This window comes from Bacillus sp. JK62 (assembly GCF_053663455.1).
In genome coordinates, this window is the sequence record NZ_JBSJQA010000006.1 from 234,872 (window position 1) to 254,808 (window position 19,937).

Consider the following 19,937-nt stretch of genomic DNA (forward strand, 5'->3'; position numbering starts at 1 on the left):
ATGAATCAATGGATGGATCTTGCAGAGAGAGTGCTGGACGGGGCGGAAGTAACGAATCAAGAAGCGCTGGCCATTTTAAATTGTCCTGATGAGGATCTTTTATTGCTGATGCATGCCGCTTTTCATATCAGAAAACGATTTTACGGAAAAAAAGTAAAGCTGAATATGATTATGAATGCAAAATCAGGTCTGTGTCCGGAAAATTGCGGGTACTGTTCACAATCTTCAATATCAAAAGCGCCGATCGAGTCTTATCGGATGGTGGATAAGCATATATTGCTTAAGGGGGCAAAACGCGCCCACGACCTGAATATAGGGACATACTGCATCGTCGCCAGCGGGCGGGGACCGTCGAACAGAGAAGTAGATCAAGTTGTTGATGCTGTCAAAGAAATTAAAGAAACGTACGGTTTAAAAATCTGCGCATGCCTCGGTCTGCTGAAGCCGGAACAGGCAGAGCGGCTGAAACAGGCAGGAGTAGACCGGTACAATCATAACATCAATACATCACAAAGGAATCATTCAAACATTACGACTTCCCACACGTATGACGACAGGGTCAATACAGTGGAAACGGCGAAACAATCGGGGATGTCGCCTTGTTCGGGTGTCATCGTCGGCATGAAAGAAACGAAACAGGACGTCATTGATATGGCGAACAGCTTAAAAGCGCTTGACGCCGACAGCATCCCGGTTAATTTTCTGCATGCGATTGACGGAACTCCGTTAGAAGGGGTAAGCGAATTACATCCGGTGTATTGCCTGAAAGTGCTCGCCTTGTTCCGTTTTATCAATCCGACAAAAGAAATCCGTATCTCAGGAGGCCGGGAAGTCAACCTTCGTTCGCTGCAGCCGCTGGGACTTTACGCCGCAAATTCGATTTTCGTCGGAGATTACTTAACGACAGCAGGGCAGCATGAAACAGAGGATCATCAAATGCTCCATGATTTAGGGTTTGAAGTCGAATCCGTTGAAGAAATGAAAGCCGGCCTGCAATCCGCCTGCAATACGGAGGTATAAGATGACGGCGGGCCTATCAAGTGCACATCCGTCTCTCCATGCCGATGCGGATTTTTGGAATGACCCTTACCCGTTTTATGAAAAACTGCGATCCATTGATCCTGTTTATAAAGGAACCGTATTAAAACATCCGGGCTGGTATGTCACCGGGTACAAAGAGGCGGCATCGATTCTGAAAGACACCCGATTTAAAAACCGCATTCCTTTTCCGGAAGCTTCAACGAAATATCAAAATCTATCGCATATCCAGCACGATATGCTGTTATTTAAAAATCAATCAGACCATAAGCGGATGCGGATGCTTATAGGTAAAGAATTTACCGCAAAGACGGCGGAATCACTTCGCCCCTGTATAAAAGAAACGGTTCATGACTTGTTGGATCAAATCCAAAACAAAAAAACCGCAGACCTTGTTTCAGAGTTTGCCTTTCCATTGGCAAGCCTCATCATTGCGGAGATACTCGGAGTGCCGAAAGAGGAGAGATATCAATTCAGACAATGGACGGCAGACGTCATTCAGGCCATTGATCTTACCCGGTCAAGAAAGACGTTAGTCAGAGCAAGCGACACCGCAGGCAGGCTGACTGCATATTTCAGAGATTTGATTCACGAGCGGAAAGCACATCCTCAGGAAGACTTAATCAGCAGGTTTATCATGGGGAAACAGCTTTCAAAAGACGAAGTGCTCGCGACATGTATCTTACTTGTCATAGCCGGACACGAGACGACGGTAAACCTCATGAGCAACGGTGTGTTTACTTTATTGAAACACCCTGAACAGCTTAGCGCACTGAGAGAAAACCCCTCGCTTATTGAAACTGCTGTCGAGGAATGTCTGCGCTACGACAGCCCCGCGCAGCTGACGGCACGCACCGCTTCAGAAGACTGTGAAATAAATGGAAAAACCATAAAAAAAGGAGAGCAGGTATACATCTTTTTAGGAGCGGCCAATCGCGATCCAAGCATATTCGATCAGCCTCATAAAATGGACATCCGAAGAAAACCGAATCCGCATCTTGCATTCGGAAAGAACGCCCATTTTTGCATAGGCTCCTCATTAGCGCGCATCGAAGCACAAATTGCAATTCTCACACTGTTTGAGCGGATGCCTAAGCTTCGGCTGGCCGCACACCGCCTTGAATACCGCAAGCTCATTGGTTTTAGGTCGCTCAAAGAGCTTCCGGTTGTCCTTGGCTGAATGACCATGCAGGAGGGCCGGATTTTATCGGTTCCTCTTGCAGGAAATAAATGAAAGAAAAAAGAATACATATTTATAAAGCAAAAATCCTCTCTGATCCATCTCACTATCCCTAAAAAAACTCGCTGCTCAGCCATTCAATATCATGCAGCAAGAATCTCCTTTTCTTTCGCCAAAACGGAAAATTCACCATGATGCACATTTTTTCAGCCTCAGAAACTGTGCAAAACCGGCATGTTTTTTGCTTTATTTTCTTGATTTTTGTAAGCGCTTACTAATTTTGAGCAGAAAAGAGGGGGATTTGTGGACATTGTTATTATTTTATTGGCATTAGGCATGCTGATGTTTGCGGCTTACCGGGGCTTTTCAGTCATTTTATTCGCTCCGATTTGTGCGCTGTTTGCCGTGCTTCTTACAGATCCAAGCTTCGTACTTCCTTTCTTCTCGAATATATTTATGGAGAAGATGGTAGGATTTATTAAGCTGTATTTTCCCGTATTTCTTTTAGGGGCCGTTTTTGGCAAGGTTGTTGAAATATCCGGGCTCGCCGAGTCGATTGCAAAAACAATCGTCAAGCTTGTGGGAGCAAAAAGAGCCATTCTCGCCATCGTCTTAATGGGTGCGATTTTAACGTACAGCGGCGTCAGTCTCTTCGTAGCGGTGTTTGCCATTTATCCGTTTGCTAAAAACCTATTTATTAAAGCTGATATTCCCAAGCGTCTGATACCCGGTACGATTGCATTGGGCGCCTTTACATTTACAATGGATGCGCTTCCCGGCACACCGCAAATTCAAAATGTCATTCCGACAGCTTTTTTTAAAACAAACATTTATGCCGCTCCCTGGCTCGGACTGATTGGTGCAGCATTTGTGCTTACGGCCGGAATGATTTATTTAGAATCCCGGCGCAAAAAAGCGGCCAATGCCGGAGAAGGCTATGCTGGATTTCAATCTGAAGTTTCCGCTGCAGAGGAATCCTCAGGTCTGGCTAATGAAAAACATACGCCTGTTTTACCGCAGGAGGCAGAACCCAGCCCCGCGCGGCAAGTGTGCGCCTTTGTTCCGCTTATCCTTGTGGGAGTCATGAACAAATGCTTCACGATGTGGCTCCCGCATTGGTACCCTGACGGATTTGATTTTGCGCAGCTCGGTTTAGAAGCGTTCGGGAAGATTGACCTTTCCTCCGTCACTGCGATCTGGTCAGTAGAACTCGCACTATTCATCGGAATCATGACAACGATTTTGTTCGATTGGAAAAAAGTGCTCTTCAATTTGAAAGAAGGACTGAATGAGGGCATCGGGGGTGCCTTGCTGGCGTCGATGAATACAGGAGCCGAATACGGATTTGGCGGCATCATTGCGGCGCTTCCCGGCTTTAAAATGGTCAGCAGCGGCATATCGCAGACGTTTACTGATCCGCTCGTCAACGGAGCGGTGACGACCACTGCGCTTGCCGGGATTACAGGATCGGCATCAGGAGGAATGGGCATCGCTTTAAGCACGATGTCAGCAGCGTATACAGAAGCAATCAATACATTCCACATCCCGCCGGAGGTCATGCACCGGGTGATTTCGATGGCCTCCGGCGGGATGGACACTCTTCCGCATAATGGCGCCGTCATTACGCTGCTCGCGGTCACCGGGTTGACCCACCGCCAATCCTACAAGGATATCTTTGCCATTACCGTCATTAAAACAGCCGCTGTGTTTGTCATCATCGCCATTTACAGTCTGACGGGCCTTGTGTAGCCAAAACAGAAAGGGGAAACGAATATGGGAAAAGGAAAAGTGATGGACTCTTATAAAGATGCTGCTGCACTGATCAAGGACGGAGACACCCTCATCGCAGGAGGCTTCGGCCTGTGCGGCATTCCGGAACAATTAATTCTCGCGATCAGGGACAGCGGCGTGAAAAACTTGACCGTTGTCAGTAATAACTGCGGTGTTGATGATTGGGGGTTAGGCCTCTTGCTTGCAAACCGGCAGATCAAAAAAATGGTCGCATCCTATGTCGGAGAAAACAAAACCTTTGAACGGCAGTTTTTAAGCGGAGAGCTGGAAGTCGAATTGGTGCCCCAAGGAACGCTCGCAGAAAGAATTCGCGCGGGAGGGGCGGGCATTCCGGCGTTTTATACACCTGCGGGCGTCGGAACATCAGTAGCCGAGGGAAAAGAACATAAGACATTTGACGGGCGCACCTATCTTCTGGAGAAAGGGATTACAGGGAACGCCGCCATCGTAAAGGCCTGGAAAGCCGATCCTCTGGGCAACCTGATGTTCAGAAAGACGGCGAGAAATTTCAATCCGCTCGCTGCAATGGCAGGCAAAGTGACGATTGCAGAGGCTGAAGAAATCGTCGATGCCGGAGAGCTTGATCCCGATCAAATTCATACGCCGGGTATTTTTGTGCAGCACGTGCTGCTTGGCGGGATTCATGAAAAACGGATTGAACGCCGCACCGTCCGGCAAGCATGATAAAGGAGGCTGACAGAATGAGAGATAGCAGAAAACGAATGATCAAACGGGCTGTAAAGGAAATAAAGGACGGAATGAATGTGAACTTGGGGATAGGGATGCCGACGCTTGTAGCCAATGAGATACCGAATGATTATAACGTCCTGCTTCAGTCTGAAAACGGCTTGCTCGGGATCGGGCCTTATCCGGCGGAAGGAATGGAGGACCCCGATCTGATCAATGCGGGAAAAGAAACCATTACCGAGGTAAAGGGAGCCTCGTATTTTGACAGTGCCGAATCCTTTGCCATGATTCGCGGCGGCCACATTGATGTAGCGATTCTCGGCGGGATGGAAGTGTCCGAACGGGGAGATTTGGCGAACTGGATGATCCCCGGAAAAATGATCAAAGGAATGGGCGGCGCCATGGACCTGGTGCACGGAGCAAAACGGATTATTGTCATTATGGAGCATGTTAATAAATATGGGGAATCTAAAGTGAGAACGGAATGTACGCTGCCTTTAACCGGCAGGCAGGTGGTCGATCGGCTGATCACAGATTTGGCTGTATTCGATTTTCATGATGGCCGTATGACGCTCACCGAACTGCAGGAAGGTGTAACAATGGAGGAGGTCTTTGAGAAAACAGAAGGTCATTTTACTGTCAGCCAGTCGTTAAAAAACGGGGTCAGACCAAAATGAGGAGGTGCCGCCATGGATTCATTGCTTATTGAAAAAACAGCCGTTGTAACAGGAGCAGCCGGAGGAATCGGGCTTGAAATTGCAAGAGAATTCGCCCGTGAAGGAGCAGCCGTCATCATCTCTGATGTAAACGAACAAGCGGGGAAAGAAGCGGCGGCAGGACTTAAAGATGAAGGCTGTGAAGCAGTCAGCATCACATGCGATGTAACAAATGAAAAGCAAGTGGCCGACATGCTGCAGACGGTCGAGAAACAATTCGGACGTCTCGATATCCTTGTGAATAATGCGGGCATTCAGCATGTCGCGCCCATCGAGGAATTTCCCACCGAACAGTTTGAACGGCTCATTCGTGTCATGCTGACTGCGCCATTTATCGCAATGAAGCATGCATTCCCCATTATGAAAAAACAGCAATTCGGTCGAATCATTAATATGGCGTCTGTCAACGGGCTGATCGGTTTTCACGGGAAAGCGGCATATAACAGCGCCAAGCACGGCGTCATCGGTTTAACGAAAGTCGGCGCACTTGAAGGCGCGGCTGACGGCATTACCGTCAATGCGCTTTGTCCGGGATATGTGGACACTCAGCTTGTCCGCAATCAGTTAAAGGACATTTCCGCAACAAGGAATGTACCGTACGAGCGGGTGCTTGAGGACGTCATCTTTCCGCTCGTTCCCCAAAAACGGCTGCTGTCAGTGAAGGAAATCGCTGATTACGCTGTATTTTTGGCCAGCGACAAAGCAAAAGGGGTTACAGGTCAGGCCGTAGTCATGGATGGCGGGTATACCGCTCAATAGTTCTTATATTTTTTTAAAAACAGCCGCTCTGAACGGCTGTTTTTTTATGCCTGAAAAACTTGTTCACTCAATAGGCCGATTTACTGCCCAACCGGTATCCGGGCTGGGTCATTCACATGTTCTGCGGCGTATTTTGTCCTTGCAGATTTTTCTCATCCAGATCCATTTCTGCGCCGCATTTATAATCAAGCGCCATCAGTTTACAATCCTTCACAGATATACAAATGAATTTTTACAATAAACATAAAATATGTAATTTCTGACACAATAATGCCAATAGCCCTAAAACATATGAAACATGAAGAGCGCGACCTAAGTGATGAAGAGCCGGTAACAGGCTCCACTCCGGCTTTTCATCATCTCTCTTTAAGACTGATTTTCGGTGAAACCCCATGTTTTATTTTATGAATAAATATATCTAATTCGTTTGTAAAATCGAACAATAACTCCTCCGAAAGTATTCTATACACATTTGTTATAATCATGCTAGGATGTTAGATAAAGGGATAATTTGTAGGATATTGTATTTCTGTTCAATATGATCGGAGGAATCTCATGAACAATCTTGCCTTTTTATTTCCTGGACAAGGGTCTCAATTTGTAGGAATGGGCAAACAATTTTGGAATGATTTTGTGCTCGCAAAGAGATTGTTTGAAGAAGCGAGCGATGCGATCTCCTTGGATGTAAAAAAACTGTGTTTTAACGGAGATATGAATGAATTGACAAAGACAATGAACGCGCAGCCCGCTATTTTAACGGTCAGTGTTATTGCTTTTCAAGTGTATATGCAGGAAATAGGGGTGAAGCCCCGCTTCCTGGCAGGCCATAGCTTAGGTGAATATTCAGCGCTTGTCTGTGCCGGCGCCCTTTCTTTTCAGGATGCCGTTACACTTGTAAGGCAGCGGGGAATTCTTATGCAAAATGCGGATCCTCAGCAGCAGGGGACGATGGCCGCCGTGACTCACCTCTCTCTTCAAACGTTGCAGGAAATATGTTCGAAAGTGTCGACGGAAGACTTTCCGGCAGGAGTAGCCTGCATGAATTCAGAACAGCAGCATGTGATTTCCGGACACCGGCAAGCTGTGGAACGTGTCATCAAGATGGCGGAGGAAAAGGGAGCGGCATACACTTATTTGAATGTCAGTGCGCCTTTTCACAGTTCGCTGATACGATCAGCATCTGAACAATTCCAGACTGTATTACACCGGTATTCCTTCCGGGATGCCGCATGGCCGATCATTTCAAATGTCACTGCACGCCCTTACAGCAGCGGAAATTCGATCAGCGAACATCTCGAGCAGCACATGACGATGCCGGTAAGATGGACGGAATCGATGCATTACTTGCTTTTACACGGAGTGACGGAAGTCATCGAAATGGGTCCGAACAATGTCTTAGCCGGTCTGCTGAGAAAAACAACGAATCACATTGTACCTTATCCCTTAGGACAGACATCTGATGTTCACTTGCTTTCCAATTCAGCAGAAAGAAAGAAACATATTGTCCGTTTACGCAAAAAACAACTGAATAAATTGATGATTCAATCCGTCATTGCGCGAAATTACAACAAGGATTCAGCGGCTTATTCCAATATGACGACGGCATTATTTACGCAAATCCAAGAGCTGAAAGAGAGAATGGAAAGACATGAAAATGAGCTCTCAGAACAAGAGCTCGAACATTCGATCCATTTATGCAAATTAATTTGCGAGGCTAAACAGCTTCCGGATTGGGAAGAATTGCGGATTTTAAAATAAAGCGCCCAGGAGGGGACCTATGTATACCAGTCAATTCCAAACCTTAGTAGATGTCATTCGGGAAAGAAGCAATATCTCTGACCGCGGGATCCGTTTTATCGAATCCGATAAAAACGAGACGGTTGTCTCTTATCGCCAATTGTTTGAAGAGGCGCAAGGGTATCTTGGCTATTTACAGCATATCGGCATTCAGCCGAAGCAGGAAATCGTATTTCAAATCCAAGAAAACAAATCATTTGTCGTTGCTTTTTGGGCTTGTATATTAGGAGGAATGATCCCGGTGCCGGTCAGTATCGGAGAAGATGATGACCATAAGCTGAAGGTCTGGCGCATTTGGAATATATTAAATCATCCGTTTCTGATTGCCTCTGAAAAAGTATTGGACAAAATAAAGAAATATGCTGCAGAACACGATTTACAGGATTTCCATCATCAATTAAACGAAAAATCTGACATCATTCAAGATCAAACCTACGATTACCCCGCTTCGTTTTATGAACCTGATGCGGATGAACTCGCCTTTATCCAATTTTCTTCAGGATCGACAGGAGATCCAAAAGGAGTCATGTTAACGCATCACAACTTAATACATAACACGTGCGCCATTGGGAATGCCCTAGCCGTTCATTCGAAAGACTCTTTCTTATCGTGGATGCCTTTAACGCATGATATGGGGCTCATCGCCTGCCACCTTGTTCCCTTCATAACCGGAATCAATCAAAATCTAATGCCTACAGAATTATTTATTCGCAGACCTATTCTTTGGATGAAAAAAGCTCATGAACATAAAGCCAGTATTCTATCCTCTCCTAATTTCGGGTACAACTACTTCCTTAAATTTCTGAAAAACGAACCAGACTGGGATTTATCCCACATCAAGGTCATCGCAAACGGTGCAGAACCGATATTGCCGGAGCTATGTGACGAATTTTTGAAAAGATGCGCAGTATTCAATCTGAAAAGATCCGCCATTTTGAATGTTTACGGTTTAGCGGAAGCTTCGGTCGGCGCAGCATTCTCTAAATTAGGTAAAGAATTCGTTCCCGTTTATTTGCATCGTGACTATTTAAATCTCGGTGAAAGAGCTGTAAACGTCAGCAAAGAGGATCAAAATTGCGCTTCATTCGTCGAAGTGGGACGACCTATTGACTATTGTCAGCTTCGGATCTCCGATGAAGCAAATGAAAGAGTAGAAGACGGAATCATCGGCCATATCCAGATCAAAGGAGACAATGTGACACAAGGGTATTATAACAACCCCGAGAGTACGGAAAAAGCGCTGACTTCTGACGGCTGGGTAAAAACGGGGGACCTCGGATTCATTAGTGAAAGTGGTAACTTAGTCGTAACCGGAAGAGAAAAGGACATTATTTTCGTGAACGGAAAAAATATCTACCCGCACGATATTGAACGGGTCGCGATTGAAATGGAAGAGGTTGACTTAGGAAGAGTTGCCGCCTGCGGTGTATATGATCAAAAGACACAAAGCGGAGAAATCGTGCTCTTTGTTGTTTACAAAAAATCACCTGAAAAATTCGCACCGCTTGTCAAAGAGATAAAAAAGCATTTGCTCAAGCGGGGCGGCTGGAGCATAAAAGAAGTCCTTCCGATCCGAAAACTCCCTAAAACAACCAGCGGAAAGGTTAAACGCTACGAACTTGCCAGACAGTATGAGGCAGGGAATTTTTCAACAGAGTCTGCCGCTATCAATGAATGTTTGGAGAGCAGCCCGGAAACATCCGGACAGACTCCCATTCATGAAATTGAAACGGAATTACTGTCTATCTTTTCCGATGTGCTCAATGGGAAAAAGGTTCACCTCGCTGACAGTTATTTTGATATGGGAGCAAATTCATTACAGTTATCGCAGATTGCCGAGCGCATAGAACAGAAATTCGGACGCGAGCTTGCTGTTTCAGATCTCTTTACGTATCCTTCTATCACTGATTTAGCGGCATATCTGTCTGAAAGCCGGGCTGAAATCAAGCAGGACGCGGCAGCGAAACCAAGCCATGTGACGCCGAAAGATATCGCCATTATCGGGATGTCGCTCAATGTCCCTGGAGCATCAACTAAAAATGATTTTTGGAATCTGCTTGAAAAAGGTGAGCACAGCATTCGAGAATACCCTGCATCCCGGCTGAAAGATGCGGCGGATTATTTAAAGTCCATCCAAAGCGAAATCAATGAGAATCAGTTTGTGAAGGGCGGCTATTTAGATGAAATCGACCGCTTTGATTACTCGTTCTTCGGTTTAGCTCCTAAAACGGCTCAGTTTATGGACCCTAACCAAAGACTGTTTTTGCAGTCTGCATGGCATGCGATTGAAGATGCGGGCTATGCCGGCGGCAGCATGAACGGGAGCCGTGTCGGGGTATATGCAGGGTACTCGAAGGTGGGCTACGATTATGAACGTCTCCTTTCTGCGAATTATCCGGAGGAGCTTCATCAATATATCGTGGGCAATCTCCCTTCCGTGTTAGCCAGCCGAATCGCTTATTTCTTAAATTTAAAAGGGCCGGCGGTCACAGTCGATACGGCGTGCTCCTCATCGCTTGCCGCCGTTCATATGGCATGTAAATCTTTAATATCCGGCGATTGTGAAATGGCTCTTGCCGGCGGTATCCGGACATCGCTCTTGCCGATCTGTATCGGACTTGATATGGAATCTTCGGACGGGTACACGAAAACGTTCAGCAAAGATTCGGACGGTACTGGCACAGGTGAAGGCGCGGCCGCAGTCCTGCTGAAACCTCTGCAGGATGCTGTTCGCGACGGAGACCATATTTACGGCGTAATCAAGGGAAGCGCGCTGAATCAAGACGGAACAACCGCCGGGATTACAGCACCGAATCCGGCAGCTCAGACTGAGGTCATTGAGACGGCCTGGAAAGACGCGGGCATTGCCCCTGAAACACTGTCTTTCATCGAAGCGCATGGCACCGGAACGAAGCTCGGCGATCCGGTTGAATTTAACGGGCTTTGTAAAGCGTTTGAAAAGTATACGGCAAAAAAACAATTTTGTGCGATTGGTTCTGTTAAATCGAACATCGGTCATTTGTTTGAAGCGGCAGGCATCGTCGGGCTGATCAAATCTGTCCTCATGCTGAATCACAAGAAAAATCCGCCGTTAGTGCACTTTAATGAACCTAATCCGCTCATTCATTTTCACTCTTCACCATTTTACGTAAACCAGGAAGCTGCAGCGTTCACATCCGGTGATGAGCCGCTGCGAGGCGGAGTCAGCTCATTTGGCTTTAGCGGAACGAATGCTCATGTGGTATTGGAAGAATATATTTCTCAAAGTGAGTATGCGCCCGAGGATGAACATGGGCCGCACCTATTTGTTTTATCCGCTCATACTGAAAAATCACTCTATGAACTCGCACAGCAGTATCGGCAATATGTATCGGATGACAGCCAAGCTTCATTAAAGTCCATTTGCTATACAGCCAGTACGGGCAGGGCTCATTTGGATCATGGCATTGCCATGATTGTATCCGGTAAACAAGAACTATCGGATAAGCTGACCCGCCTGATTCAGGGAGACAGAAACCTTCCCGGTGTATACATCGGCTACAAGAATATGAAGGAAATGCTGCCCGCTCATAAAGAAGAGCTGAATCAACAAGCAGCCGCACTGATTAAGCAGCGTTCACGTACGCAAGATGAACGGATCACATGGTTGCATCGCGCCGCCGAATTATTTGTGCAAGGAGCCGTTATCGATTGGCGCGCGCTTTATTCCGGTGAAACTGTACAAAAGACGCCATTGCCCCTGTATCCGTTTGAACGGAGCCGATGCTGGGCTGAAGCTGACCAATTGCGCTTAAACGAGGACGAAAAGAGAGGAGAAGCGGCATTGAATATCAATCAATCGAAGGCGCACATTGAATCCTTCCTGAAAACTGTAATCAGCAATGCTTCGGGGATCAGAGCAGAGGAACTCGATCTGAATGCTCATTTTATCGGGCTCGGGATGGATTCCATCATGCTGTCACAGGTCAAAAAAGCCATCGCGGACGAATTTGGGGCAGACATCCCGATGGATCGTTTTTTTGATACGATGAACAACCTTCAAAGTGTCATAGATTACTTGGCTGAGACCGTTCCATCGTCCTTTGCATCCGCTCCGCCTCAAGAGAATGTTCCGGCGCAGGAAATACAGGTCATTTCAGAAGCACAGTCTGAATCGGATCGCAGAGAAGGTCATCAAGAGCATATGCTCGAAAAAATAATCGCTTCTCAGAATCAATTAATTCAGGATACCTTGCAAGCTCAATTAAATAGCTTTAATTTGTTGAGAAACAGCGGACATCATTCCGATGAGAAAGAATACGCTAAAGCGCAGGAGAAATCAATTCCTTCTGTCAAGCAAGGGCCTCCGGCCGTCACTGCAGAAAAGAAAGCGGCTCAAGAAGCGAAACCCTATGTTCCTTTCCAGCCTCAGAACCTGCATGATCAGGGACACTATACCGCACGGCAAAAACAATACTTAGAAGATTTCATCAAGAAATACGCAGATAAAACGAAAGGTTCCAAACAATATACGGACAACACCCGATTTGCTCATGCAAACAATCGCAACTTGTCCAGCTTCCGTTCGTATTGGAAGGAAATCGTATACCCGATTATCGCCGAACGTTCTGACGGTTCTAAAATGTGGGATATTGACGGAAATGAATATATCGATATCACCATGGGATTCGGGGTTAACCTTTTCGGGCATCATCCTTCCTTTATTACACAGGTTATCGATGATTCAGCCCGTTCATCATTGCCTCCGCTCGGACCGATGTCAGATGTCGCCGGTGAAGTTGCCGACCGGATCCGCACATGTACTGGGGTGGAAAGGGTCGCTTTCTATAATTCCGGAACAGAGGCCGTCATGGTTGCCCTGCGTTTGGCGCGGGCGGCAACAGGAAGAAAGAAAGTTGTGGCCTTCTCGGGGTCTTATCACGGTACGTTTGACGGCGTATTAGGGGTTGCCGGCACTAAAGGCGGAGCCTCGTCTGCGAATCCGCTGGCTCCGGGTATACTGCAGAGCTATATGGATGATTTGATTATTTTACATTACAACAATCCCGATTCGCTTGATGTGATTCGCAGTCTCGGTGATGAATTGGCAGCCGTACTGGTGGAACCTGTACAAAGCCGCAGGCCGGATTTGCAGCCACGGGCATTTTTGAAAGAATTGCGGGCGATCACGCAGCAATCCGGAACAGCTTTGATTATCGATGAAATTATTACCGGATTTCGGATCGGTCTCGGCGGCGCCCAGGAATGGTTCGGTATTCAGGCTGATTTAGTGACCTACGGAAAAATCATCGGCGGCGGACAGCCGTTAGGGATTGTTGCCGGAAAAGCTGAATTCATGAATGCGATCGACGGGGGAACCTGGCAGTATGGGGACGATTCCTATCCGCAAGATGAGGCGAAACGCACGTTTGTGGCCGGCACCTTCAATACTCACCCGCTTACCATGAGAATGTCGTTAGCCGTGCTTCGCCATTTACAAACCGAGGGAGAACACCTGTATGAACAGCTGAATCAAAAAACAGCCTCCCTGGTTGATCGGCTGAATCGCTTCTTTGAACAATCGCAAGTGCCTATCCGCATGGTTCAATTCGGTTCTTTATTCCGGTTTGTCTCATCGCTTGATAACGACTTGTTCTTTTACCATCTCAATTATAAAGGGATCTATGTGTGGGAAGGACGCAACTGCTTCCTATCCACGGCGCATACCGCGGATGATATTGAACACATCATTCAAGCTGTTAAAGACACGGTGAAGGATCTTCGCCGAGGCGGATTTATTCCGGAAGGCCCGGATTCCCCTGATGACGGCGGACATAACAAATCAGGGGCGTACGAGCTTTCAGATGAACAAAAACAATTGGTTATGGCATCCCATTACGGGAATGAAGCTTCCGCCGCTTTAAACCAGTCCATTATGCTGAAAGTGGAGGGCGAACTGCAGCATACGCCATTAAAACAAGCCGTCCGGCATATCGTTGACCGTCATGAAGCTTTACGTACAGTGATTCATCCCGATGACGAGGTACAGCAAGTGCAGGAACGGATGAATATAGAAATACCAGTCATTGATTTTACCGGTCACCGGCATGAACATCGGGAGTCGGAAATTCAAAAATGGCTGACAGAAGATGCCAAGCGGCCGTTTCATTTCCATGAACAAAAGCCTTTGTTTAGAATCCATGTGCTTACTGCGGCTCACAATGAACATCTGATTGTGCTCACGTTCCATCATATCATTGCCGATGGATGGTCAATCGCCGTTTTTGTTCAAGAACTGGAGAGCAACTACGCGGCAATCGTACAAGGAAAACCAATTTCACCGAAAGAGGCAGATGTTTCGTTTCGGCAATACTTAGACTGGCAGCAGGCACAGATTGACAGCGGCCATTATGAAGAAGGGGTCCGGTATTGGCGGCGTCATTTCTCTGAACCGATACAGCAGCCAATTCTGCCGAGCGCAGCTTCTGTCTGTTATCCGAAGGGGTATGAGGGAGACCGGTGTACCGTCAGGCTTGGACGGCCATTGAGCGAGGCTTTAAGGTCATTAAGCATTCAGATGAAAAATAGCGTATTTGTGACGATGCTGGGTGCATTTCATCTTTTTCTGCACCGGCTTACCAAACAGTCAGGCCTTGTGATCGGGGTCCCCGCAGCAGGTCAATCGCATATGAAACAGCATGATCTGATTGGAAATTGCGTCAATATGATTCCGGTGAAGAACACGTCTTCTTCAGAAAGCACTTTATCCGGTTATCTTGGCAGTATGAAAGAAAGCGTGAATCTTGCAATGCGGCACCAAGCCGTCCCGATGACACTGGTGGCCAGAGAGCTTCCGCACGATCAAGTGCCGGATATGCGTATTATCTTTAATTTAGACAGGCCTTTTCGAAAGCTGCATTTCGGAAAGGCGGAAGCGGAGCCCGTTGCATACCCGGTAAAATGCACCCTGTACGATTTATTTCTTAACATAACAGACGCGCATCAAGAATATGTTCTTGATTTCGACTTTAATACGAACGTCATCAGTCCGGAAATCATGAAAAAGTGGGGAGCGGGTTTTACAAAATTGCTGCAAAAAATGGTTGAGGGAGATTCAATCCCTCTTGACGCCATGATGATGTTTTCCGATGAAGAACAGCATGATTTACAAGCACTTTATGCCGAACACCAGAAGCGGGTCTCTTCAATAGGAAGCAATACAGCAAATTTCACTGAAGCCTACGAGGCGCCGGTAAATGAAACGGAGCGGCAGCTGGCGCGGATTTGGGAGGAACTTTTCGGCCTTGAACGGGTCGGCAGATCAGATCGCTTCCTGGCTCTGGGAGGAAACTCGCTCCAGGCGACGCTTATGCTTTCCAAAGTTCAGAAGACATTTCATCAAAAGGTTTCCATCGGACAATTTTTCAATCACCAGACTGTTAAAGAATTAGCACATTTCATTCAGAACGAAACAAAAGTCGTGCACCTCCCGATGAAGGCTGCCGAGAAAAAAGCCTATTACCCGACATCGCCGGCGCAGCAAAGAGTATATTTCCTGCACCAACTGGAACCGGATCAGCTGGCGCAAAATATGTTCGGCCAAATATCAATAACAGGGAAGTACGATGAGCAAGCCCTGATCTCATCTCTTCAACAAGTGATGCAGCGGCACGAAGCGTTTCGCACGTATTTCGACATTATAGATGGCGATATCGTTCAGAAACTTGAAAACGAAGTTGATTTTAACGTTCATGTCCGGACAATGAGCCGGGACGAATTTGATGCCTATTCAGACCGGTTTGTAAAACCGTTCCGCCTGGACCAAGCTCCGTTAGTTCGTGCGGAGCTGATCAAGATTGAAAACGAGCAGGCCGAACTGCTCATCGATATGCATCATATCATTTCGGACGGTTATTCCGTCAACATCCTTACAAATGAATTGCTGGCTTTATATCATCAGAAACCATTACCGGACATTGAATTTGAATATAAAGATTTCGCAGAATGGCAAAACCAACGGCTGAATGAGGATGCCATGAAGCGGCAGGAGACATATTGGCTGGAACAATTTCAAGACGAAATTCCCACCCTTGACCTGCCGACAGACGGTTCAAAAGCGGCAGAACGGTCTTCTGAGGGACAGCGTGTGACATGCTCCTTACAGCCGGATGTCATCCGTTCGCTTCAAGATTTGGCGAAAAAGGCGGAAACCACTCTCTATACGGTGCTTCTGGCCGCCTATAATGTGCTGCTTCATAAATATACGGGACAAGAAGACATTGTCGTTGGCACGCCTGCTTCAGGAAGAAATCATCCGGATATCGAAAAGATCATCGGTATTTTCATACAAACCATTGGAATCCGGACGAAGCCGCACGCCAATAGAACGTTTACGGATTATCTGGAAGAAGTAAAGCGGCAGACGCTTGACGCTTTCGAAAACCAAGACTATCCATTCGACCGGCTTGTGGAGAAATTAAATGTGCAGCGGGAAACAACCGGAAAGTCTCTGTTTAACACGATGTTTGTGTTTCAAAACATTGAATTTCATGAAATCCGGCACAATGAATGTACATTTAAAGTGAAAGAACGAAATCCAGGGGTCTCTTTGTATGATTTGATGCTCACAATCGAAGATGCCGGTCAACAGATAGAGATGCATTTTGATTATAAACCGGGACGATTCACAAAAGACACCATTGAACAGATCACCAAACACTATACCGCCATTTTAAACAGTCTTGTTGAGCAGCCGGAGATGACATTGTCTTCCGTTCCTATGCTGTCTGAAACCGAACGGCATCAACTGCTGACGGAGTGTAATGGCACAAAGACGCCGTATCCGCATAACGAAACAGTAACCCGATGGTTTGAAATGCAAGCAGAACAGAGTCCCGATCATGAAGCCGTTATTTTTGGCAATGAGCGGTATACGTACAGACAGCTCAATGAACGGGCGAACCGATTGGCGCGGACGTTACGGACAAAAGGCGTACAAGCGGATCAATTCGTTGCCATCATCTGCCCGCATCGGATCGAACTGATTGTCGGAATTTTGGCTGTTCTGAAAGCCGGCGGCGCATACGTGCCCATTGATCCTGAATATCCGGAAGATCGGATCCAATATATGCTGAGAGATTCAAGGGCGGAGGTTGTGTTGACACAGCGCAGCCTGCTGGATCAATTACCGTATGATGGTGACGTTGTGCTTTTGGATGAGGAAAACTCATACCATGAGGATCACTCGAATCTTGAATCGGACAGCGATGCGCATGATTTGGCCTACATGATCTATACGTCAGGTTCCACGGGAAATCCAAAAGGTGTACTCATTGAGCATCAGGGACTGGCTGATTATATTTGGTGGGCGAAAGAGGTTTATGTAAGAGGTGAGAAAACCAACTTCCCATTATACTCTTCCATCTCTTTCGATCTGACTGTGACCTCGATATTTACACCGCTGGTTACGGGAAATACCATCATTGTCTTTGACGGCGAAGACAAAAGCGCTGTGCTTTCTGAGATTATGCGGGACTCAAGAATAGACATGATCAAATTGACCCCGGCACATCTGCACGTCATCAAGGAGATGAATATCGCTGGCGGCACGGCAATACGGAAAATGATTGTCGGCGGAGAAAATTTAAGCACCCGTCTGGCCAAAAGTGTCAGCGAGCAGTTTAAAGGCCGGCTGGACATTTTCAATGAATACGGACCGACGGAAGCTGTCGTCGGATGTATGATTTATCACTTCGACGCAGAACGGGACAAGCGGGAATTTGTACCGATCGGCACTCCGGCTGCTAACACGGATATTTATGTGGCCGATGCAAGCAGAAACCTGGTTCCGATCGGGGTAATCGGCGAAATATATATCAGCGGACCGGGTGTTGCCAGAGGGTATTGGAACCGTCCGGATTTAACGGCAGAGAAATTTGTTGAAAACCCGTATGTCCCGGGAGCGAAGATGTACAAATCAGGGGATTTGGCTAAGCGGTTGAAGGACGGAAATCTTGTATATATCGGGCGCGTTGATGAACAAGTCAAAATCAGGGGATACCGAATCGAGCTTGGTGAAATTGAAGCAGCAATGCATAACGCGGAAGCGGTGCAAAAAGCCGCGGTTACGGTGAAAGAAGAAGAAGACGGCTTAAAACAATTATGCGCGTATTACGTAAGCGACAAGCCTATAGCGGCTGCGCAGCTTAGGGAACAATTGTCATCGGAGCTTCCGGACTACATGGTTCCGTCCTATTTTGTCCATCTGGAGCATATGCCGTTAACGTCCAACGGGAAAATAAACCGTAAGGCACTGCCAGCACCAGAAGCGAGTCTGCAGCTGACAGCTGAATATGTTCCGCCGGGTAATGAGACGGAATCCAAACTGACAGATTTATGGAAGGAAGTGCTCGGAATAAGCCAAGCGGGGATCAAACATAATTTCTTTGATCTCGGAGGCAACTCCATTCGAGCGGCTGCCTTAGCCGCCAGAATTCACAAAGAGCTGGATGTGAATCTGTCTCTCAAAGACATATTCAAGTTTCCTACCATTGAACAATTGGCTGACAAGGCGTTACACATGGACAAAAATCGATATGTACCGATTCCGGCTGCAAAGGAAATGCCATATTATCCGGTTTCTTCAGCTCAGAGGCGGATGTATTTGTTAAGTCACACAGAAGGCGGCGAGCTGACTTACAATATGACGGGTGCCATGAATGTGGAAGGGACGATCGATCCCGAACGGTTAAACGCCGCTTTCCGAAAATTAATCGCGCGTCATGAAGCGTTGCGGACCAGCTTTGATTTATATGAAGGCGAGCCGGCACAGCGTATTCATCAGAACGTCGACTTTACGATAGAACGGATTCAAGCAAGCGAAGAAGAAGCGGAAGACCGTGTGCTTGATTTCATCAAAGCGTTTGACTTAGCCAAACCGCCGCTGATGCGGGCCGGACTGATTGAAATTGAACCTGCGCGGCACGTGCTTGTGGTTGATATGCATCATATCATTTCTGACGGCGTGTCCGTCAATATTCTGATGAAAGATTTAAGCCGAATCTACGAGGGGAACGAACCGGACCCGCTCTCTATTCAATATAAAGACTTTGCAGTTTGGCAGCAATCGGACATTCAGAAACGGAACATCAAGAGCCAGGAAGCGTATTGGCTGGATCAGTTTCACGGTGATATTCCTGTACTGGATATGCCTGCGGATTATGAGAGACCTGCCATACGCGATTACGAAGGCGAATCATTTGAATTTCTTATACCAGAACACTTGAAACAGCGTTTAAGCCAAATGGAAGAAGACACAGGAGCAACACTGTATATGATTTTATTGGCAGCCTATACGATTCTTTTATCCAAGTACAGCGGACAAGAAGATATTATCGTAGGAACGCCATCTGCCGGGCGGACTCATTTGGATGTAGAGCCGGTCGTGGGAATGTTCGTCAATACGTTAGTCATTCGCAATCACCCGGCGGGCCGTAAAACATTTGATGCCTACTTAAACGAAGTAAAAGAAAACATGCTGGACGCCTATAAAAATCAAGACTATCCGTTGGAAGAATTAATTCAGCATCTGCATCTTCCAAAAGATTCAAGCCGCAATCCTTTATTCGATACGATGTTTGTGCTGCAAAATCTCGATCATGCCGAATTGACTTTCGATTCTCTTCAACTCAAGCCGTATCCATTTCATCATCCGGTTGCGAAATTCGATTTGACCTTGTCGATTCAGGCGGACCAAGACAACTATCACGGACTGTTTGAATATTCGAAAAAACTGTTTAAGAAAAGCAGAATCGAGGTTTTATCAAACGACTACTTACACATCCTATCGGCGATTTTGGAACAGCCAAGCATTCTAATCGAACATATCGGATTGAGCGGCAGCAATGAGGAAGAAGAGAACGCGCTTGATTCTATTCAATTGAACTTTTAGGGAAAAGCATCATTTCTTTAAATTATATAAAATGAGGTGC

Annotated in this window: 8 protein-coding genes; all 8 read left to right on the plus strand. The window is 46.7% G+C overall.

Features of this window, described 5'->3' with window-relative positions:
* The 8 genes from bioB (at position 1) to bamA (ending at position 19,897) form a co-directional block, all read left to right on the plus strand.
* Complete coding sequence (bioB, locus tag ACWJJ4_RS14860; RefSeq protein WP_079004869.1) at positions 1 to 1,020, plus strand: biotin synthase BioB; 1,020 nt, start codon at positions 1 to 3, stop codon at positions 1,018 to 1,020.
* A gap of 1 nt (position 1,021) precedes the next feature.
* Positions 1,022 to 2,218, plus strand: coding sequence for a cytochrome P450 (locus ACWJJ4_RS14865; RefSeq protein ID WP_102422659.1), 1,197 nt, complete (start codon positions 1,022 to 1,024; stop codon positions 2,216 to 2,218).
* A 303-nt stretch (positions 2,219 to 2,521) separates the two neighbouring features.
* Entirely contained in the window at positions 2,522 to 3,967 is a 1,446-nt protein-coding gene (locus ACWJJ4_RS14870) for a GntP family permease (protein ID WP_454021765.1), read from the plus strand.
* 24 nt (positions 3,968 to 3,991) lie between these two features.
* Positions 3,992 to 4,693 (plus strand): CoA transferase subunit A, encoded by a 702-nt coding sequence (locus tag ACWJJ4_RS14875; protein ID WP_003153920.1) that lies wholly within the window; start codon positions 3,992 to 3,994, stop codon positions 4,691 to 4,693.
* Between the two features lie 17 nt (positions 4,694 to 4,710).
* Entirely contained in the window at positions 4,711 to 5,373 is a 663-nt protein-coding gene (locus ACWJJ4_RS14880) for a CoA transferase subunit B (protein ID WP_070081906.1), read from the plus strand.
* 12 nt (positions 5,374 to 5,385) lie between these two features.
* Positions 5,386 to 6,171 carry a 3-hydroxybutyrate dehydrogenase gene (locus tag ACWJJ4_RS14885; RefSeq protein WP_070081905.1) on the plus strand — a complete coding sequence of 262 codons (786 nt, stop codon included), beginning with the start codon at positions 5,386 to 5,388 and terminating at the stop codon, positions 6,169 to 6,171.
* Positions 6,172 to 6,726: 555 nt separating this feature from the next.
* Positions 6,727 to 7,929, plus strand: coding sequence for a bacillomycin D biosynthesis malonyl-CoA transacylase BamD (gene bamD / locus ACWJJ4_RS14890; RefSeq protein ID WP_014305096.1), 1,203 nt, complete (start codon positions 6,727 to 6,729; stop codon positions 7,927 to 7,929).
* Between the two features lie 19 nt (positions 7,930 to 7,948).
* A complete protein-coding gene (gene bamA / locus ACWJJ4_RS14895) occupies positions 7,949 to 19,897 on the plus strand; it encodes a bacillomycin D hybrid PKS/NRPS BamA (protein WP_454021766.1) in 11,949 nt (3,982 codons plus the stop codon).
* Positions 19,898 to 19,937: the final 40 nt, after the last annotated feature.